Raw genomic sequence first — 18,623 nt, forward strand, 5'->3', positions numbered from 1 at the left:
GAGGTTCGTTCTCAGGTTTTGAATGTGGTGTTCGCTGGGCGCGGTTGCTGCCCGGGGTCGATCGAGGGCGGCGGGATGAACCAGGGTTTGTTGTCGACTCCTATTCGGATTTCCCATTTCCCGACGAACCCGGATTTGCGGTGCATCAGCCGGTGATGTGAACGGCACAGCAGGACCAGGTTGTTCATCACCGTCGGGCCACCGTTTGCCCAGTGCCGGATATGGTGCGCATCCGTCCAGGCGGGCACGCACGTGCAGCCCGGGAAGGCGCAGCCTTTGTCTCGGGCGATGAGGGCGACGCGTTGTTCGGCGGTGACCAACCTCTTCCCTGGTTGCGCATCCAAGGGCGCGCCGTGATCGTCGAGCAGAACGGTCGACAGGAAACAATCACACCCGAGAAGCCTGGTCTGCGACACCGAGAGTGGCCCGAGCCAGGGCATGTGCCCGACATCAAGATCCGACAGAGACTCTTCACCATCAGCAGTGGAGGGTGTGGCGGCGCAGTCTCGATGCTCAGCGAGATCATGGGCATTGATGTGCACGTTCACGTGCGGGCGTTGACCACCGTCTGTGCCTGTTTTGGCGCAGTCGAGATAGCGGCGGATCAGTTCGGTGAACCCGTCGGCAGTCCGTTTCGCCGCCGACCGGGCATCGGGCGTTCCATCCGGCGCCGGGGTGGGCATCGTCAGGTTCGACAGGGCCGAGAGCAGCATTTCGCCCGTGAGGGCGTCGAAATCCCCACGCACCACCACGCGACCATTGAGCGTCGAGGCGATGCGGAGCTCGTTCCGGTCGACGTCTTCGGCGGGTGGAATTTCATCGGATTCGAAGATTCGCTCCAAGGTCGCGATCACGTTCCGCACCTTCGTCGTTGTCGCCTCCACCCCCGACGCGGCAGCCAACAACAAATCGATGCACTTCGGTAGCGCCTCCTCCGGCATGCCTTTAGGTGGCGACTCGCAGAACGCCACGATCAACACGGCATGCTCGAACGAGCAATCCCCGCAATCGAACCGAGCTCCCACCGCCGGAAACGGCCGCAAAGCCGCACCCAGGGCGGCGATCTTCTTCCCGTCCCGAACCTGCAACATCGTGTTGGCCGCCAACCAGGACCCCACACCGCGGCTGGCAATCACCTGATCATCCGGGCGCAACGAGAGTTCGTCGACCACCGCCACACGAACGGCTTCCAGGCGCAGAATCTCCGCACTCGCCTCGACAGCAGCAGCGCGCAACTCGGCAGCAGTCAACTGCCACAGGCGTCCGCGTAACCCCACCGCAGAACCCGACACCACTTCCGACAGACAAACACTCATTGAACCCCCCGATCCCCTCCCCAAATCATACTCGAACATGCGTTCGAGTCAAGAGCGTTTTCGAATCCTCGATTCGATACCGTCAAGGAGGATCTGTAGGCCCTGAGTAAATGACTCTTCGGTTTCTCGTTCGAGATAGAAGTCGCCGCCCGGTACCGGTGGGGCCTCCCGACCCAACTGCGTCGTGTGCGGGAAGTCGTCCACGAAATCCGGTGCAGCATCGGCCAGTGCAGCAGAAGACTCTGCCCACCAATGAGATTCGGAATCTCCGATGGTCGAGGCGCTTCGGATCTCAGCTAAGGTCCGCGCGGACCCCCGGATGAAATGGAAAAGCATGCTCACCGATCTGCGGATGGTCGGAGCATCGAGACCTGTGGAGTAGAGAATGGACAGGAGTGATTCGAGTCCTGCCTGCTCGTGCGGACCCAGGACGGGGCGCGCCAACGAGACATCCAAAGTCCACGGATGGCGTGTATGTAGGGCGAAGAGTGCGGCGGCCCAGTCGGAGAGTGCCATGCGCCAGTCGCCGGTGTCTGCGATCGGCGGTAGCTCGGCATGCGCCCGGTCGTACATCAGGTCCAGCAGTTCGTCCTTTCCCGGTATGTAGGTGTACAACGACATCGCAGTGCGGCCGAGGTGGTCGCCGATCATGCGCATCGACAACGGTGTCGTGGGGTTGGCGTCGGCGACTTCGATCGCGGCGTCAACGACTGTGTCCGTGGACAGCGCGGGCTTCGGTCCTCGGCGGCCGGAAGGCGTCTCGGGTTGACGCCACAGAAGTGAAATCGTGCGTGCGATATCGCGTCGGCCTGCCTGTTTGTTCATCTTGTCGCTTTCGTGGAGTCGCGCTATTCTTAATTACTTTACAGTGTAAAGATTTGGGAGTGGACATGGTTGAGGCAAGACTTCACGACGGGACATCTATCGAGGTCGAGGTTCTCGGACATGGCCCCGCCGTGCTGATACCTGTGAATCCGATTTCGGCTACCGGCATCAAGGCGGACGAACTTCGCGCCTGGGGCGTTGACCCCTCGCTCGGTCGAACATTCATGGAAGGGTTGGCGTCGAACTTCACTGTGGTTGCCTTCGCCTACGAAGGGCACCGGATGGCGTCGCCCGCGCCGGACACGCTCACTCCCGACAACATCGCGTCCGACATTCTGGCTGTGGCGAATTCGGCTGGGATCGACCAGTTCGCCTACTACGGATACTCCTGGCTGGCACTGTGCGGATTGCAGTTGGCGCTGCGCACCGATCGTCTGACCGCACTGGTCATGGGTGGTTTCCCGCCGGTGGATGGGCCGTACAAGGCGATGCTCCAGGTTACCGAAGCTACACACCGCATGGCGAGTGAACCGCCCCAGCGCACATCACAGCCCGCGGCATCATCAGACGAATTCGATTGGAACTCCATCGACATTGCGTTGACCGGAGCGCAGACCCGGCAGTTCGTGACGCTGTACCGCGCACTTGGTGAATTCGACGATCGAACGATTCAAGGGCGCATCCTTTGTCCGCGAATGTGTTTCGTCGGTTCGCGAGACGTCATCGAATACGGTGACCGATGGGGTGGGGTACGGGTCGCGCCGGCCGATCTCGACCTCGACGCCGTTCGGTCGGCAGGGTGGGATATCGAGGTACTCGACGGTCTGGATCACACGCAGGCAATGCAACCGACTCATGTTCTACCCATTCTCAAACCCTGGTTGGAGAATGTCGTTGGTGTTTGACCGTGCGAGCACGCGGGTAACCCGCTCCGGATGCCGTCAGCGTGAGGGGGCCGTGAGTGGACGAGTCACACAAGATCCGTCGCCGATCGTTTGTTCAAGGGCTTGGCCTGCTGGCCGGTCTCAGCGCGTTGTCCGCTGGATCAGCGACGGCTCGACCACCTGATGTCGATCCATTGCGCCCGTTCCAACTTCCGTCACCCCGGCTGGAACCGTTTCGGGAGACCCTTCCTGTCCTGCCGGGCATTTCGGGTGGCAACCTGGAGCTTCGCGCGGCTTCGTCGATGCACCGTTTCCATCCGGACCTACCGTCGTCGCCGTCGCTGGGTTACGGCGGAATGGATTATCTGGGCCCCACCATCGAAGCTCACGTCGATCAGCTCGTCACAGTCCGATATGCCAACGACATTTCTGCGTATCCGCTTGCCGCGGATGTCGATCCGGGTCTGCACGGCGTCAGCAACCTCGACCGCACACAGGTCCCCACCTCGCTTCACCTGCACGGGGGAGTTACTGCACCACAGTTCGACGGACATCCGGAGTTGATCCAGCGTCCGGGCGAAGGTTTGGTCCACGAATACAGGAATGGTCGTGCCGCCGGCAATCTCTGGTACCACGATCACGCCATGGGAATGACGCGCCTCAACGTCTACGCCGGGCTGGTCGGGATGTATTTTCTCCGTGACGACGCAGATACAGGCACCACCGGGAATTCTCTCGGCTTGCCGTCCGGCGAATTCGAGCTTCCGATGATTCTGCAGGACAAGGTCTTCACCTCCGACGGTCAACAGAGTGTCCGTTCCACGTGGCTCACTCCGCAGGGTTCCTGGGATCCGGCGACTCCCGGTGACGTGGGTGTAGTGAACGGCGTCGTATGGCCGAAAGTGGAGGTGGCTCGCGGACTGTACCGATTGCGACTGCTCAATGCCGCAACCTATTCGGTGTGGAATCTGCATTTCGCAAATCGTATGCGGTTCTGGGTGATCGGTTCCGAAGGCGGTTTTTTGGCCGCTCCGGCGCCGACGGATCACGTCCGGCTGAGTCCGGGTGAACGCGCTGATCTGCTGGTCGACTTCAGCATGCTCGAGCCGGGCACGACGGTGGAATTGCGCAACGACGAACCGGTACCCCTTGCGGTGGCGCAACGCGGCACACAGGTGATGCCGGTCTTCTGTCGGTTCGATGTGGGCAGCGCAAAGGGATTCACCGGCTCGATCCCGCAGCAGCTGAATTCCGTTGCTGCCGAACCGGCGTCCCCGGATATGGTGCGAAATCTCACGATCATGCAGCTGTCGCGTCCCTCGGATTACCCGTCGATCACTATGTCGCTCAACAATTTGAGGTTCACCGATTCGGATATCGAACTGCCACGTCAGGGAGCCGTCGAGCAATGGAATCTGATCAACATCACCACGGAACCACATCCGATTCATCTGCACTTGGTGGCGTTCCGCGTTGTGGGACGCCAAAGCCTCGACACTGCAGCACTGATGCAGCGGTATCCGGTGCCTGACTTGGGGGTCCGGTGGACGCCGTCGGCCGAGGAATTTGTGACCTCTTCGCTGCGGCCTCCCGAAGTGTGGGAAACGGGGGAGAAGGACACTGTCATCGTGGATGCCAACTCGATCACCCGCGTGATCGTGCGCTTTCCGACGGCCGACGAGTTGGGCTTCGATCCGGATGCAACTTTCGCGAGAGGTTCCATGGCAGACCACTCGGCACACGGAGAAGCCGGTATGGGGGACCTGCAGGGGTACGTCTGGCACTGCCACATGCTCGATCACGAAGACCACGACATGATGTTGCGATATCGGGTGGTGACGTAGCCTTCAAGGGGAGAAAAGTTCCCAGAGGAGGCAGCTGTGTCGGAAGGTGCGCCCACCGGGCCCCTGGACGGATATCGGGTGATTGAACTCGGAACCTTGATCGCCGGGCCCTTCGCCGGGAAACTGCTCGGCGACATGGGCGCCGACGTGATCAAGATCGAATCGCCGGACCGCCCGGACCCGCTTCGTACCTGGGGTCAGGCCGAGCAGGACGGTCATCGATTCTTCTGGACGGTTCACGCCCGCAACAAGCGGTGTGTGACGTTGGACCTTCGCGTCGACGCGGGACGAGACCTGTTTCTGAATCTGATCGAACATGCCGATGTGGTGGTCGAGAACTTCCGGCCGGGCACCCTCGAGAAGTGGGGCCTGGGATTCGACGTTCTCAGTGCGCGCAATCCGAAGTTGGTGTTGGCCAGGGTATCCGGTTACGGGCAGAGCGGACCGCAAGCCAAGAGCGCCGGCTACGCCTCGGTTGCCGAAGCGGTCAGCGGATTTCGGCATCTGAACGGTTATCCAGGGCAGGCGCCTCCGCGTATTGCCCTTTCGCTCGGAGATTCTCTCGGCGGGATGTTCGCCGTTCAGGGAGTGCTGGCGGCGTTGCTCTCACGAGAGCGGACCGGCCATGGTCAGGTGGTCGACGTTGCCCTCACGGAATCCTGTCTGGCGGTGCAGGAATCCACGATCCCGGATTACGATCGGGGCGGGATCATCCGGCAGCCCTCGGGAACGAGATTGGAGGGTATTGCGCCGTCCAACATCTATCAGACCTCTGAAGGAAACTGGGTGGTGATCGCAGCCAATCAGGACACGCTCTTCGTGCGTCTGTGCACCATCATGGGGCGACCGGAACTAGCGCATGACGACCGCTTCTCCAATCATGTTGCGCGTGGCAAACATCAGGACGAGCTCGACGAACTGATCAGTGCCTGGGTCGCGCTCCAAGATCCCACCAGCCTGGTGGAACGCCTCACCGAAGTGGGAGTTGTTGCCGGGCCGATCAATACGGTTGAAGATGTCGTCAAGGATCCGCAGCTGATCGAGCGGGGGATGCTCGTCGACCACTACGACGAGCGGATCGGTGAAAACGTCCTCGGCCTGGGCGTCGTGCCTACCTTCAGTGAGACACCCGGATCCGTGCGCAACGCGGGAGCGTCGGCGCCGGGTCACGACAACTCCTCGGTGTGGGGCGGGCTCCTCGGACTCTCGGACGGCGAGCAGGCAGAACTGAAGATGAAGGGCGTGATCTGACATGTCGGTACCTGGCGTGGGTATTCCAGCAGTCAGTATTCGTGAAGTCGGACCACGGGACGGGTTGCAGATCGAAGACCCGGTGTCGCTGGCGGAGAAACTTCGTCTTGTCGACGCTCTGGCTGCGACGGGTGTTTCGCGTATCGAGGCGACGTCGTTCGTCTCACCGCGCGCTGTGCCGGCGTTGGCCGACGCGGAATTGTTGGCAGCAGAACTGCACCAGTGGCCCGGCATCGAGTTCTCGGCATTGGTCGCCGGAATCGGTGGAGCGAAACGGGCCGTCGCCGCAGGAATGAAAACCGTCGAATATGTTGTGTCGGCATCGAATGGCCACAGCGAGGCCAACACTCGGTCGACGACGGAGCAAGCGACCGAACGTATCGGAGAGGTCGTCAGGATCGTCCACGACGCCGGAGGACGGGTGGAGGTCATCGTGGCCACAGCCTGGGACTGTCCGTTCGACGGTCCAACCGACCCGGATCGTGTTCTGCGGATTGCGGAGGAGGCCAAGGAGTTCGGTGCTGATCAGTTCTCGATCGCAGATACCATCGGCACTGCCACGCCGGGACGTGTCGGACGATTGATCGACGCTGTGGGCGAAAGAGTAGGTGACTTCGGCTTGGGTGCGCACTTCCACAACACGCGTGGCGCTGGTCTTGCTTGCGCGTTTGCGGCTGTGCAGCACGGTGTTCGAAACCTCGACGCGTCCACCGGAGGTCTCGGCGGTTGTCCGTTCGCTCCCGGTGCCAGTGGCAATATCGCGACGGAGGAACTGGTCTACATGCTCGAAGACATGGGCATCGCGACAGGTATCGACCTGGATGCGAGCATTCGTGCCGCTGCCGTTGCAGAGGAGATAGTGGGCCATACGGTTCCCAGTAATCTTCTCCGCGCCGGCGACCGGAAGCGGTAATGACCTTTACTCTTCTCGGTTGGGTGATGCCAGCTGCAGTTTGACCAGCTGCTCGTGCGCCGCGGCCGGCCAACCGATGCGCTGCTTCTCCAGATACCAGGCACCGGCGGCAAATGCGATCGCGAGGACGATCCAGATCACGACGCTTCCGATCTGAGAGCCCAGGTCGCTCGACGAGGACACTTCGCCTGTGCTGTAGTCGTATTCCGTTGTCGTGGTGATTCCCTCTACTGCGAAGGTCCACAGAATCGGAAGGGCACACAGTGCGGCGAGGGCACGTGCGACATGCGCTGGACGCAGTTCGAAGATCATTCATTTCTCCTGGTGATCGACCCGGTGAATCTCACTCTCCTCGAAAGCTATTCGGGTTCGACGGCGCTGTCTGTAGTCGGATCGACGGACATGGACGAGGTGCCGAGCTCTCCCCGGTCCCCCTGCCGTAGCAGCTGCATTCCGTTGTGATCGAACTCGATTCGTCGAACGTCTTCAGTATCGACCAGCATCGTGGCCATAGCGGTACGCCGAGGTGGAAGGATCCGTATGGTCACTTTTCCTCGCGTGATCGCGGTGAGTTCCCGGACGATGCTCGAGTGGATTCGGTCGCGCACGTCGGGGTTCGCGCCATCCATTCCGTGGTCGTCGAGCAGGACCACTTCGACGCCGCGGTTTCGAGCGGCACGCACAGCATCGATGACATCTGTTTGTTGTAAGCCTGTCGCCCTCAGCGAATCTCGGAGTTGCGCCTCGAGGAGTTCGCATTCTTGCCGCTCGGTGGTTGTCAGTGGAACCCCGGAAGCGACCCGTTCGAGGAGCGGGCGTGCAAGGACATCGAGCCTGTCGAGTTGCGCGTCGCGTTCCTCGAGAATCGCAGCACTGGCGGATGCGGAGGCAATTCGTTGGGTGGACTGCTCACGAAGTTCGTAGATAACCCTGGCTTGAGGACGGATGGTGTATGCGAAGAAGGTCGACATCAGAACAGGGCCGGCGTTGATGACCGTCAACGACACTCCGTACATGGCCCCCTGGCCGGTGGTGGAGGACCAGATGGCGGTCACCAACACCATGAGTCCAAGCCCGAGCCACGCGAGTGCTGTACGCCCACGAACGCACATGAAGGTGAAGACTGCCGTCGACATCCCGAACATCCAGAGTTGAGTCATGTCGTTGACGGGGACGGGAACCACTGACAACACCAGGCCGCTCGTGACGGCGCCGGTCAGAGACACCAGAACGCTCTGCCCCAGCGGCATCGGGTCGCCTCTGCTCAGTACGAGTGTGAAAGCCGCAGTCGAGCACACGATAATTGCCAAGATCATCGGCCAGACTGCGCGGACGTCGGAGGATGTGTAGGCGACCGAGATCACGCAGGTGAGCGCGAAGCATGCAGCCATGAATCGAGCCCGCACGGCTGTGCATGCCGAGAAGATCGCGGACATCTCGTCCGTCCGGCCTGGTCATGTCATCACCGCTACGGGCAAGCTCAACGTCAGAGTCACCGAAGTGCCGCGGCCGGGTGACGATCGAATGGTTGCCGATCCGCCGTCGAGTTGACGCATTCTGCCGCGGATGCTGACAGTGATTCCGAGGCGATGCGTCTCGACGGAGCTCGGATCGAAGCCGACGCCGTCGTCGGTGACGACTACTTCGAGGTGGGTGGCGGTTGCCGTGACCGTGACCGAACGCCGTGCACTGCTTCCGGCGTGTTTGACGCTGTTGCGCAGTGCCTCGGCCATCGCACCGGCCATCGCACGAATCGAGTCGGGTGCGTATCCGCTCGGATCAGACCCGTCGGAGAGGGCGGTCTCGAACGTGATGTTTTCGTCCACTTCCGAAGCGGCTGAACGCAACTGAGCGAGGATTCCGTCGAAGTCGAAACTCGTCTCGTGGTCGGTTCCGGAGCGCAGTTCGTCGAGTCTTGCCACCGTCCTTCGCGCCTGAGCGACGACCGAGGGATCGGCGTCGTTTCTCGAAGCAGCGAGCAGAGTCGACATCACGGTGTCGTGGATGAGTGCGTCGAATCTCTCGCGTTCGACGGATTTGGCCTCGGCCGCAGCGGCGCCGGCGGCAGCGGCATGAGTGGTGGCGATGGTCGCATCCAGTACTCGTCCGGTTCGCAAGGCCATGACGGCCGCTGCTACGAAAACCGCGCAGAATGTCCAGGCGAAGGCGAGGTCGGGAACCAACAGGTGCGTCGTGGGACTCGTCCGGATTATGTGATTGGTCAACTGTGCGAGTGTTGCCACTACGAAAAGGTGCACGACGGCAGCGGCCGGTCGCCAAGCTGCAGCGGCAGCAAGGCTGGCGACGCCGGGGAAATTGGAAATCCACAAGGTGAAATCTGTGACGTGGTCACCATTCCACGCCGGCCACCACAGGAGGATGACCACGACGTAGAGAACCGCATTTGCGCTCGCAGTTCGTTTCACCCATCGGGTGTCGGCGTGGAACGTCGATGCTCCCAGCGCCAGCCCACTACCGAAAGTCGCGACCACCGCCAGTGGAGTCCACCACGACGCAGACATCGTGGTGGCTTCTGCAATCGCAGGGGCAAGCAATATCAGATAGCAGACATAGCCGGCGCCGATGAAACGGCCGAAGAGCCTCAGAATTTCGTCAGAAGCACTGGCTGTTTTGTCGAAAGCAACTCTGTCGATCAGAGTTCGTCGATCGTCACTATCTGATCTTGTATCGCTCGCACGAGTAATTCGCATTTCGTCGGTGCGTTCCTTCCAACGTCGGCATACTTCTCGCGAATCCGCGACAGGTGGGTCCCCACCGTTCCCACGCTGATGTAGAGGTTTTGAGCAACGCGTGACTTCGAATCACTCAGTAGCCATTCCCTGAGAACCTCGATTTCGCGCTCCGAAAGGTGCGGTCCGACGGGATCCTGTGCCATGCAGTTTTCCACAGTGACTGTCATGAGTTTCGTCCTTACTTCTCTGTAGCGGAATGACAGACCCCCGACAGTGCCGTCTTCTTGTCAGATGAATGTAATTCGAAGAGGGAAATTTTTCCCAGACATCAATTCCTCTGCCCATATTTTCAGGGGCAGCGCTGTGAGAGTTATTGTTGCCGAACCTCATTGTTAGTCAAAGTCAGCTTTTTTCCGGAAGTAGGCCGTTCAGGAATTGGTAACACCCCGTCTTCGACCGCGCGTTTGTACAAATCCGTTTTTGTCGGTGCGGGTCGTCCGACAGCCGCATATTTCTGCCTGATGCGCTGGAGGTAGTCGTTAACCGTCTGCGGCGCCAAACCGGTGAGTCGCGCAACTCGATCCGCCTTCTCTCCGGATGCGTAAAGTTCGAGGACCTCGAGTTGTCGAGGGCTCAGACCCACTTCGTCGAGACCTGGATCCCCGTCGATTGCGGCAGCCCACTCTGTCGTCACCACCTGCCTTCCCGACGCGGCGGCGCGTATCGCATCAACCACGACGGCAGTCGGTTCGGACTTGCGTACAACACCCAGTACGCCGGCACGGGCGGCCGAGCGAACGAGGTACGGGTTTTCCGCCCCGGTGAAGATCAATGTCTCGAGCCCGGCGGACCGCAGTTGCTCGACATTGCTCTTGGGCGATGACCCGTCGGCCAGTCAGAGGTCGAGGATTGCCAGATCCAAGGCGACGTTCTGAGCGAGCATCTCGGACACAGTGGTCGCGATGCACACCAATTCGAGGTCCGGCTCGTCCTCGAGCATCACGGACACGCCGATTGCTACCGACTCGTGGTCTTCCACCAACCCGACACGGCGGTGTGGAAATGCTGTTTGCTCTGGCATAGCGATTGTTTCCCTCCGCTCGATGCGAGGACGTTATCAGGCAGAGCTGACTGACCGGTATGTTACGTGTCAAGATTTGAAGTCAGCCTGGACTGTTTTACGTTTCGGCTCTACAGTTGTCTTGTGACCGAGACCACTTCCGATGCGAAAGTAAGCCGTACCCAGGCCGAACGTACAGCGGCGATGCGTGGGCGCCTCCTCGACGCCGCCGTCGAATCGTTGGTCGAGTTGGGCTACGCACGGACCAGCACGCAAGAGATCGCCCGCCGCGCAGGCGTCTCGCGGGGTACGCAACTGCATCATTTTCCGACCAAGGAATCGCTGGTCGTCGCGGCCGTCGAGTATCTGGTCGACAAGCGGCTGGAAGAAATCCTCACCGCTGAAGTGGATCGTGGTCGAGGCCTCGAGGTCCTGTCGGACGCGTTCTCCGGGCCGCTGTTCTATGCCGCCCTCGAATTGTGGGTCGCGGCGCGGACCGATCCCGTTCTGCATGCGGCGACGGTGCCCCTCGAACGCAAGGTGAGTGAGGCGCTCGAGTTCGGCAGCGCCGAGTTGTTCGGTGATCGGTTCGACTCCGAGTCGGTCGAACTCACCATCGAACTCGTTCGTGGGCTTGCCGTCTCAGCCCTGTTTCGTACATCCGAAGCCGACGACGCGCTCAGAGCGCGACTGTTGCCGGCCTGGCAATCCCGAGTGGAGAAGAAGTGAAGCTTCCCGAACATGTCGAAACGCTGATCGTCGGTGCCGGATTTGCCGGTATGGGCTTGGCCGCCAGAATGCTTCGCGACAATCGCGCTGCAGACGTCGTGTTGATCGAGCGTGGAGCTGACATCGGCGGCACTTGGCGCGACAACACCTATCCAGGCTGTGCCTGTGACGTGCCGACGGCGTTGTACTCGTATTCTTTTGCACCGAGCGCCGATTGGAGTCATACCTTTGCTCGTCAACCCGAGATCTACAACTATCTGAAGAAGGTGGCCGCAGACACCGGCATCGTGGAACGCGTAGTCCTGAACTGCGAACTCGAAGCTGCTGTGTGGGACGAGGATGCGGCGCTGTGGCGTATTCGGACATCTCGAGGGTCGTTGACGGCCAAAGCTCTGGTCGCCGCGACCGGAGCGTTGTCGACGCCCAAGATCCCGGATTTTCCCGGTCTCGACCAATTCTCCGGGACCACTTTCCATTCGGCGACGTGGAACCACGAACACGAACTGCGCGGTGAGCGCGTAGCCGTGATCGGAACGGGAGCGTCGGCGGTTCAGTTCGTTCCCGAAATTGCCGACCCTGCTGCCCATGTCACCGTGTTCCAGCGAACTCCGGCCTGGGTGATTCCGCGGATGGATCGCACCCTGCCTGCCGCACAGAAGGCCGTGTACTCGCGGATTCCCGTTACACAGAAGGTGATTCGAGGGTGGGTTTACGGCTTCCGCGAGCTACTCGGTGCCGCGATGTCGCACGCGACGTGGGTGCTGCCTGCCTTCGAGGCGGCCGCGCGCCTTCATCTGCGCAGACAGGTGAAAGATCCGGAGTTGCGCCGGAAACTGACTCCCGATTTCACGATCGGTTGCAAGCGCATGCTTCTGTCCAACGACTGGTTGCGCACCCTTGACCGCGCGGACGTGAGTCTGGTCGACAGTGGGCTCGTCTCGGTCACCGAAAACGGAGTGGTCGACGGAAGCGGCGTCGAGCACAAGGTCGACACCATCATCTTCGCCACGGGGTTCACGCCGACGGAACCGCCTGTTGCGCATCTGATCACCGGAAAACGTGGCGAGACGCTGGCCGCACATTGGAACGGTAGTCCCAACGCGTACAAGGGTACTGCGGTCAGCGGGTTCCCGAATCTGTTCCTCATGTACGGTCCGAACACCAACCTCGGACACAGTTCGATCGTGTACATGCTCGAGTCCCAGGCCGAGTACGTCAACGACGCCGTGAACACCATGAAGCGAGAGCGGATCGATGCCCTCGACGTGAACGAGACGGTGCAGGTGCACTACAACAAGGGAATTCAGCACGAGTTGCAGCACACGGTGTGGAACAAGGGCGGATGCTCGAGTTGGTACATCGATCCGGAGGGGCGCAACTCGGTGCAGTGGCCGACGTTCACTTTCAAATTCCGTTCGCTGCTGGAGCATTTCGATCGGGAGAACTACTCCGCTCGCAAGATCGAAAGCGTCGAGGCATGACCACTACGCACTACGACGTGGTGGTTATCGGTTCGGGATTCGGTGGCAGTGTCGCCGCTCTTCGCCTGACGGAGAAGGGCTACCGCGTCGGGGTGCTCGAAGCCGGTCGACGGTTTGCCGACGACGAGTTGCCTGAAACCAGTTGGAGACTTCGAAAGTACCTGTGGGCGCCGTGGATCGGATGTTATGGGGTTCAGCGCATCCATCTTCTTCCGGATGTGCTCGTGATGGCGGGGGCCGGCGTCGGAGGTGGGTCGTTGAACTACGCCAACACGTTGTATCAGCCACCCAATCGGTTCTTCGAAGACCGTCAGTGGGCGCACATCACTGACTGGCACGACGAACTGGCGCCGTACTACGACCAGGCCAAACGGATGTTGGGTGTTCGCACCAATCCGTCCTTCACTCCTGCCGATGCGGTGATGAAGGACGTAGCCGAAGAGATGGGCGTGGGGGAGACCTTCACGTCCACCCCCGTCGGTGTTTTCTTCGGGGAGGCAGGAGTTTCCGTGCCGGACCCGTTCTTCGGCGGAAAAGGACCCGAACGCACAGGTTGCACGGAATGCGGGGGATGTATGACCGGCTGCCGAGTCGGTGCGAAGAACACGCTGGTCAAGAACTACCTCCATCTCGCCGAGCAAGCGGGCGCCAGGGTTCATCCGCTCACGACCGTCACCGACCTTCGGCCGGCGGCAAGCGGTGGTTACCGCCTGCTCGCGAGGCGAACGGACGGCGTCCGCCGGCGAGAAGTTCGGTTCACCGCCGATCAGGTGGTGGTTGCCGCCGGAACGTACGGAACGGCGAGACTGCTGCTCGGTATGAAGGAATCCGGTGCCCTGCCGGGCCTGTCGGATACTCTCGGCACCGTCGTACGTACCAATTCCGAGGCCGTACTGGCCGCAACGTCGAAGTCGCGTCGACGGAACTTCACGCAGGGCGTAGCCATCACGTCGTCCTTTCACCCGGATGATCACACGCACATCGAGCCGGTGCGATACGGCAAGGGCAGCAATGCAATAGGACTTCTGCAGACCGTCCTGAGTGACGGCGGTGGGCGAACTCCCCGGGTGCTGAAGACTCTGGCAGTCGCGGCCCGACACCCAGGAGCGTTCTTGCGGTCGTTGTCGGTACGGAACTGGTCCGAGCGAACCGTCATCGCGCTGGTGATGCAGACCGACGACAACTCCCTCGAACTTTCCAAGAACACCAAACGATTCGGGCGCTCCCTCACCAGTAGACCGGGACCGGGCGATCCACCTCCTCAGTGGATTCCGCAGGGTCATACAGCCATTCGCAAGGTCGCCGAGAAGATCGACGGCGACCCGGGTGGTTCCATCGCCGAGATCGTGAACATCCCGATGACGGCACACTTTCTGGGTGGCTGCGCGATCGGTGACAGCGCGTCGAGTGGCGTCGTCGATCCGTATCTGCGTGCATACGGTCATGAGGGACTGCACGTCATGGACGGTTCGGTGGTGAGCGCAAATCTCGGAGTGAATCCTTCCCTGACCATCACTGCGCAGGCGGAACGAGCGTGCGCGATGTGGCCGAACAAGGGTGGCGCGGACGCCCGCCCGAAGACCGGCGAGCCATACGTACGTATCGATCCGACTTTGCCGTCCGATCCGGTGGTGCCGACGCATGCACCAGGCGCTTTGCGGCTTCCCCTGACCATTCGAGCTGAGAAGGTGTCCGATGTGGAGCGTGCCTGAATCGACAAGTGACCGCGTCGACTGGCCGGTGAGTGATCCGCCGCCGTGGCCGGCTCGCGTTCGCGCGACACTGTGGTGGCACCGCAGTACGTCGGCGGCGCGGGAGCTCGGCCCGGATGGTCGAACGATTCCGATGACGGTGGCCATGATGGTGGACTACCTCGATTCGCCGGTCGGCCCGTATCGCGAGATCCTCGCCAGTCCGGTCTTGCATGCGCCAGGGAAACGGATCGGGCCTATGCCGCGGATGGCGGTCCCTTTCATCGCGGTGGATTCGGAACCGTCGGTGCACGGTGGGCGAGTCCACTGGCAACTACCCAAGGTTCTGGCCGAGTTCGACGGAGACGTGCAGCAGAAATTCACTGCAACCGGCGACGGATGGCGGGTGCGTTCGGATACGCGGATGCTCGGGCCGCGTCTGCCGATTGCCGGGGCGTTGGGATTTGCGCAGCCGGAGTCCGGTGGAGGTCTGGCGATCGCGTCGGCAAGGCTGACGGGATCGTTCCGATACGCGCGCGTGAGCGTCGAGGCAGAGGGACAGACCCTGCCGGACTGGTTGGCTGCGGGCACCCATCACGGCGTCGTGATTCTGGGCGGAAAAATGACTACGGGAGCGGCCAGGCGTCGGTAACGGGGGTTTGACCTGCGAAAAAGCGACCAAGGCCGCCCGTCAGTGACCGGGCGGCCTTGGTCGTGTGGTGTGAAAGTCAGGTGTCGACGTCCCACAGGCGCCTCTCGGCGGGTGGTCGCTCGCAGCGACAAAAGGGGTGGGGCCCGGGGCTTGTTCGGACGCCGACAGGGTGTTCAACGGCGGTCTCCCCGGATTTGTTCCCGTCCTTGATATGTGACACCGGTCTCGATTCAACTTAGGCAATCCTTTTCTTGACTAATTCCAGAAAAGCGGCATACTGGGAAACATGCGAGACGGAGAGCATGACTTCGACCCCCGAGCGCAATTGCGCGCCGTCGGGTTGAGGGTCACTGCTCCGCGCCTCGCCGTGCTGGATGCGGTTACAGCCCAACCGCATTCAGACGCCGATTCTGTTGCAGCACTCGTGCGGCAGCAGCTCGGATCGGTATCCACACAGGCCGTTTACGACGTGCTGAAGGCATGCGTGAACGCAGGATTGCTGCGACGCATCGAGCCGGCGGGTTCGCCCGCACGGTTCGAGACGAGGACTGGTGACAACCACCATCACCTCGTCTGTCGCGGCTGCGGCAAGGTCGTCGACGTCGATTGTGTTGTCGGCCAAGCTCCCTGCCTCGAACCTTCCGATAATCACGGCTTCGAAATCGACGAAGCCGAGGTCGTGTTCTGGGGCCGTTGCGAAGATTGCCTGAAGAATTCTGCCGAATCCGACACCGAGTCGGACGCGGTCTCGCAGAATCGAATTGATGCGTCCAGAACCTCCGAGTCAGCCACCTCGCATGCAGCCCATGCGTTCGACTCGGATGCAGCCCCGCTCCTCTGACGCCCAGCCCACAACGCTAGGAGGCTTCGCCATGACCAAGCCCACCACCAACAATTTCGGTATCGCGGTCGCAAGTGATGACGAATCGCTGACCGCGGGTATTCAGGGGCCGGTGCTCCTTCACGACCACTACCTGATCGAGAAGCTCGCGCAGTTCAACCGCGAGCGTGTCCCGGAGCGCATCGTCCACGCCAAGGGCGGCGGCGCTTTCGGTGAACTCGTCATCACACACGACGTCAGCAAGTACACCAAGGCCGCGTTCCTGCAGCCGGGTAAGAAGACCGAGTCCCTCGTCCGCTTCTCCACCGTCGCCGGTGAGCAGGGCAGCCCGGACACCTGGCGCGATCCGCGCGGTTTTGCGATGAAGTTCTACACCGAAGAGGGAAACTACGACCTCGTCGGCAACAACACCCCGGTGTTCTTCATCAAGGACGCCATCAAGTTCCCCGACTTCATTCGTTCGCAGAAGCGACTGCCCGGCTCCGGTCTTCGTGACCACGACATGCAGTGGGACTTCTGGACTCTGCGTCCCGAGACCGCTCACCAGGTGACCTGGCTGATGGGTGACCGCGGTATCCCGAAGACCTGGCGCAACATGGACGGCTTCGGATCGCACACCTACCAGTGGGTCAACGCTGCGGGTGAACGCTTCTGGGTGAAGTACCACTTCAAGACCGATCAGGGCATCGAGTTCCTGACGCAGGCCGAAGCAGACAGCCTCGCCGGTAGCGATCCCGACTACCACCGCGCGGATCTGTACAACGCCATCGAGGCCGGTAATTTCCCGAGCTGGACACTCAAGGTTCAGATCATGCCGGTCGACGAGGCCGAAGGCTACCGCTTCAACCCGTTCGACCTCACCAAGGTCTGGTCCCAGAAGGACTACCCACTGATCGAGGTCGGCAAGTGGACGCTGAACCGCAACCCGGAGAACTTCTTCGCGCAGATCGAGCAGGCTTCGTTCGAGCCGTCGAACGTGGTGCCCGGCATCGGATTCAGCCCGGACAAGATGCTTCTCGGCCGCGTCTTCTCCTACGCCGACGCACATCGTTACCGCATCGGCACCAACTACGCCGACCTGCCGGTCAATGCCCCGAAGAACGAGGTGAACTCCTACTCCAAGGAGGGCGCCATGCGTTACAGCTTCAATTCCCCGTCGACGCCGGTGTACGCACCGAACTCGTACGGCGGACCGCATGCCGATCCGTCGGTTGCCGGTGACGAAGGACTGTGGGCGTTCGACGGCAAGGCAGTGCGCGCCGGATACATCGAGCACGCCGAGGACGGCGACTTCACGCAGGCCGGAACGCTGGTCCGTGAAGTTCTCGACGACGCAGCTCGTGAGCGCCTGGTGAGCAACATCGTCGGCCACGCCCTTGCCGGCGTCAGTGAGGAAGTTCTGTTGCGCGTCTTCGAGTACTGGAAGAACGTCGACGCAGATTTGGGCAAGCGCGTCGAAGAAGGTGTACGCGCAGGTCAGTGACCCGCTGACATGAGCATCGCCTAGGTCGACCGAATGCGGACCGCTGCAAGGGAAATCACTTCCCGGCAGCGGTCCGTTTCCGTCTACCCAACTACAGAAGCGCAAACCAATAGACGAAGCATGCGAGAAGGAATACAACGACTGACTCCATGACGACACCCCTGTTCGACGTTCACTTCTGCTGTTCGCACTCTCCATGATCCGCTTCTCGAGCTGAGAATGCTCGGGGCACAAGTTTCGCGAACCGAGGTGTTGGGCAGTCAATTCCCATGGCAATAGGTGCGGTTCTCTTCGACATCGACGGAACGCTCGTCGATTCCAACTATCTGCACGTAGAAGCGTGGTCGCGAGCTTTCTTCGAGGTAGGTCGCCCGGTCGACGCGTGGCGGGTACACCGCAGCATCGGCATGGACGGAGACCAACTACTGGAGTCCTTGCTCGGCGAAGACATCGACGGGTGCGGACCGCGAGCCAAAGAACTTCACACCACGTACTACCGGCAGTCGGCCGACCGTCTCCGAGTACTGCCGGGAGCGCGCGAGTTGATCCGCCGAGTTCACTCGCTCGGACTGCACGTGGTGCTCGCTACCTCGGCGCCGGACGACGAACTGAAGTTGCTACGCCGGACGCTCGACATCGACGAAATGATCTACGCCGCCACCTCTTCGGAATCCGTCGACGAGGCCAAACCTGATCCGGACCTGATCGAGGTCGCGCTCGCGAAGGCAGGTGTCGACGCGGGCGATGCGGTCATGGTCGGGGATGCCGTCTGGGACATGAAGGCGGCGACATGGGCGGGCGTTGTGGCTGTGGGAGTGCGCAGCGGCGGCATGTCGACCGACGAACTCGAAGGTGCGGGTGCGGCTGCCGTGTACGACGACGCCCGCGACCTCCTCGACCACCTCGACGGCAGTGTGATTTCCGAACTCGTTTCAGGCCTAGATACCGGGAGTTGATCAG

17 protein-coding genes and 1 pseudogene are annotated in these 18,623 nt (G+C 61.4%); 11 read left to right on the forward strand and 7 right to left on the reverse strand.

The window, feature by feature from the left end:
* Positions 1 to 11: 11 nt before the first annotated feature.
* Together M0639_RS02245 and M0639_RS02250 are read right to left on the reverse strand one after the other, a co-directional pair.
* Positions 12 to 1,316, reverse strand: a complete 1,305-nt coding sequence (locus tag M0639_RS02245) for an HNH endonuclease signature motif containing protein (RefSeq protein ID WP_064073529.1) — start codon at positions 1,314 to 1,316, stop codon at positions 12 to 14.
* A 48-nt stretch (positions 1,317 to 1,364) separates the two neighbouring features.
* A complete protein-coding gene (locus M0639_RS02250; protein ID WP_007732297.1) occupies positions 1,365 to 2,141 on the reverse strand; it encodes a TetR/AcrR family transcriptional regulator in 777 nt (258 codons plus the stop codon).
* 65 nt (positions 2,142 to 2,206) lie between these two features.
* Between M0639_RS02250 and M0639_RS02255 the strand changes: the two genes are divergently transcribed.
* Genes M0639_RS02255 through M0639_RS02270 form a run of 4 tightly spaced genes read left to right on the forward strand, consistent with a single transcriptional unit; the run spans position 2,207 to position 7,033 of the window.
* The gene (locus M0639_RS02255; RefSeq protein WP_064073651.1) at positions 2,207 to 3,046 is read left to right on the forward strand and encodes an alpha/beta fold hydrolase; all 840 of its coding nucleotides are present in this window, start codon (positions 2,207 to 2,209) and stop codon (positions 3,044 to 3,046) included.
* A gap of 56 nt (positions 3,047 to 3,102) precedes the next feature.
* Positions 3,103 to 4,869 carry a multicopper oxidase family protein gene (locus tag M0639_RS02260; protein WP_064073528.1) on the forward strand — a complete coding sequence of 589 codons (1,767 nt, stop codon included), beginning with the start codon at positions 3,103 to 3,105 and terminating at the stop codon, positions 4,867 to 4,869.
* Between the two features lie 36 nt (positions 4,870 to 4,905).
* Complete coding sequence (locus tag M0639_RS02265; protein WP_058227104.1) at positions 4,906 to 6,120, forward strand: CaiB/BaiF CoA transferase family protein; 1,215 nt, start codon at positions 4,906 to 4,908, stop codon at positions 6,118 to 6,120.
* A gap of 16 nt (positions 6,121 to 6,136) precedes the next feature.
* Entirely contained in the window at positions 6,137 to 7,033 is an 897-nt protein-coding gene (locus M0639_RS02270; protein ID WP_371713992.1) for a hydroxymethylglutaryl-CoA lyase, read from the forward strand.
* A gap of 6 nt (positions 7,034 to 7,039) precedes the next feature.
* Here the strand turns inward: M0639_RS02270 and M0639_RS02275 are convergent, their stop codons facing one another.
* The 5 genes and pseudogenes from M0639_RS02275 to M0639_RS02295 all read right to left on the reverse strand — a co-directional run bounded on the left by M0639_RS02275 (position 7,040) and on the right by M0639_RS02295 (position 10,807).
* Positions 7,040 to 7,345: a hypothetical protein gene (locus tag M0639_RS02275; protein ID WP_047270033.1), complete on the reverse strand. Its 306-nt coding sequence runs from the start codon at positions 7,343 to 7,345 to the stop codon at positions 7,040 to 7,042.
* 47 nt (positions 7,346 to 7,392) lie between these two features.
* Entirely contained in the window at positions 7,393 to 8,469 is a 1,077-nt protein-coding gene (locus tag M0639_RS02280; protein WP_231914984.1) for a hypothetical protein, read from the reverse strand.
* A gap of 18 nt (positions 8,470 to 8,487) precedes the next feature.
* Positions 8,488 to 9,555 carry a sensor histidine kinase gene (locus M0639_RS02285; protein ID WP_042446628.1) on the reverse strand — a complete coding sequence of 356 codons (1,068 nt, stop codon included), beginning with the start codon at positions 9,553 to 9,555 and terminating at the stop codon, positions 8,488 to 8,490.
* A 131-nt stretch (positions 9,556 to 9,686) separates the two neighbouring features.
* Entirely contained in the window at positions 9,687 to 9,953 is a 267-nt protein-coding gene (locus M0639_RS02290; RefSeq protein ID WP_370333094.1) for a response regulator transcription factor, read from the reverse strand.
* A gap of 143 nt (positions 9,954 to 10,096) precedes the next feature.
* Positions 10,097 to 10,807, reverse strand: a pseudogene (locus M0639_RS02295) (DNA-binding response regulator).
* 183 nt (positions 10,808 to 10,990) lie between these two features.
* Here M0639_RS02295 and M0639_RS02300 point away from each other — a divergent pair.
* The 7 genes from M0639_RS02300 (at position 10,991) to M0639_RS02330 (ending at position 18,619) form a co-directional block, all read left to right on the forward strand.
* Complete coding sequence (locus M0639_RS02300; RefSeq protein ID WP_202427151.1) at positions 10,991 to 11,515, forward strand: TetR/AcrR family transcriptional regulator; 525 nt, start codon at positions 10,991 to 10,993, stop codon at positions 11,513 to 11,515.
* On the forward strand, positions 11,512 to 12,996 hold the full coding sequence (locus tag M0639_RS02305) for a flavin-containing monooxygenase (RefSeq protein ID WP_064073527.1): 1,485 nt from the start codon (positions 11,512 to 11,514) through the stop codon (positions 12,994 to 12,996). Before M0639_RS02300 ends, M0639_RS02305 begins: the two co-directional genes overlap by 4 nt.
* Positions 12,993 to 14,708: a GMC oxidoreductase gene (locus M0639_RS02310; RefSeq protein ID WP_003943453.1), complete on the forward strand. Its 1,716-nt coding sequence runs from the start codon at positions 12,993 to 12,995 to the stop codon at positions 14,706 to 14,708. The genes M0639_RS02305 and M0639_RS02310 overlap by 4 nt, the downstream gene beginning before the upstream one ends.
* Positions 14,692 to 15,339 carry an acetoacetate decarboxylase family protein gene (locus tag M0639_RS02315; RefSeq protein ID WP_007732330.1) on the forward strand — a complete coding sequence of 216 codons (648 nt, stop codon included), beginning with the start codon at positions 14,692 to 14,694 and terminating at the stop codon, positions 15,337 to 15,339. Before M0639_RS02310 ends, M0639_RS02315 begins: the two co-directional genes overlap by 17 nt.
* 286 nt (positions 15,340 to 15,625) lie before the next feature.
* The gene (locus M0639_RS02320; RefSeq protein ID WP_003943517.1) at positions 15,626 to 16,180 is read left to right on the forward strand and encodes a Fur family transcriptional regulator; all 555 of its coding nucleotides are present in this window, start codon (positions 15,626 to 15,628) and stop codon (positions 16,178 to 16,180) included.
* A gap of 31 nt (positions 16,181 to 16,211) precedes the next feature.
* Positions 16,212 to 17,663, forward strand: a complete 1,452-nt coding sequence (locus M0639_RS02325) for a catalase (RefSeq protein ID WP_003943483.1) — start codon at positions 16,212 to 16,214, stop codon at positions 17,661 to 17,663.
* A gap of 269 nt (positions 17,664 to 17,932) precedes the next feature.
* Positions 17,933 to 18,619, forward strand: a complete 687-nt coding sequence (locus tag M0639_RS02330; RefSeq protein WP_064073526.1) for an HAD family hydrolase — start codon at positions 17,933 to 17,935, stop codon at positions 18,617 to 18,619.
* The last annotated feature ends 4 nt before the right edge of the window (positions 18,620 to 18,623 follow it).

The organism is Rhodococcus qingshengii JCM 15477 (assembly GCF_023221595.1).
Lineage (GTDB): Bacteria > Actinomycetota > Actinomycetes > Mycobacteriales > Mycobacteriaceae > Rhodococcus_F > Rhodococcus_F qingshengii.

Coding starts and splice junctions, on each gene's coding strand:
- M0639_RS02325 (WP_003943483.1), top strand. CDS start 16,212: ATGACCAAGCCCACCACCAACAATTTCGGTATCGCGGTCGCAAGTGAT.
- M0639_RS02275 (WP_047270033.1), bottom strand. CDS start 7,345: ATGATCTTCGAACTGCGTCCAGCGCATGTCGCACGTGCCCTCGCCGCA.
- M0639_RS02250 (WP_007732297.1), bottom strand. CDS start 2,141: ATGAACAAACAGGCAGGCCGACGCGATATCGCACGCACGATTTCACTT.
- M0639_RS02320 (WP_003943517.1), top strand. CDS start 15,626: ATGCGAGACGGAGAGCATGACTTCGACCCCCGAGCGCAATTGCGCGCC.
- M0639_RS02290 (WP_370333094.1), bottom strand. CDS start 9,953: ATGACAGTCACTGTGGAAAACTGCATGGCACAGGATCCCGTCGGACCG.
- M0639_RS02330 (WP_064073526.1), top strand. CDS start 17,933: ATGGCAATAGGTGCGGTTCTCTTCGACATCGACGGAACGCTCGTCGAT.
- M0639_RS02255 (WP_064073651.1), top strand. CDS start 2,207: ATGGTTGAGGCAAGACTTCACGACGGGACATCTATCGAGGTCGAGGTT.
- M0639_RS02315 (WP_007732330.1), top strand. CDS start 14,692: ATGTGGAGCGTGCCTGAATCGACAAGTGACCGCGTCGACTGGCCGGTG.
- M0639_RS02285 (WP_042446628.1), bottom strand. CDS start 9,555: ATGTCTGCGTCGTGGTGGACTCCACTGGCGGTGGTCGCGACTTTCGGT.
- M0639_RS02310 (WP_003943453.1), top strand. CDS start 12,993: ATGACCACTACGCACTACGACGTGGTGGTTATCGGTTCGGGATTCGGT.
- M0639_RS02245 (WP_064073529.1), bottom strand. CDS start 1,316: ATGAGTGTTTGTCTGTCGGAAGTGGTGTCGGGTTCTGCGGTGGGGTTA.
- M0639_RS02300 (WP_202427151.1), top strand. CDS start 10,991: ATGCGTGGGCGCCTCCTCGACGCCGCCGTCGAATCGTTGGTCGAGTTG.
- M0639_RS02280 (WP_231914984.1), bottom strand. CDS start 8,469: ATGTCCGCGATCTTCTCGGCATGCACAGCCGTGCGGGCTCGATTCATG.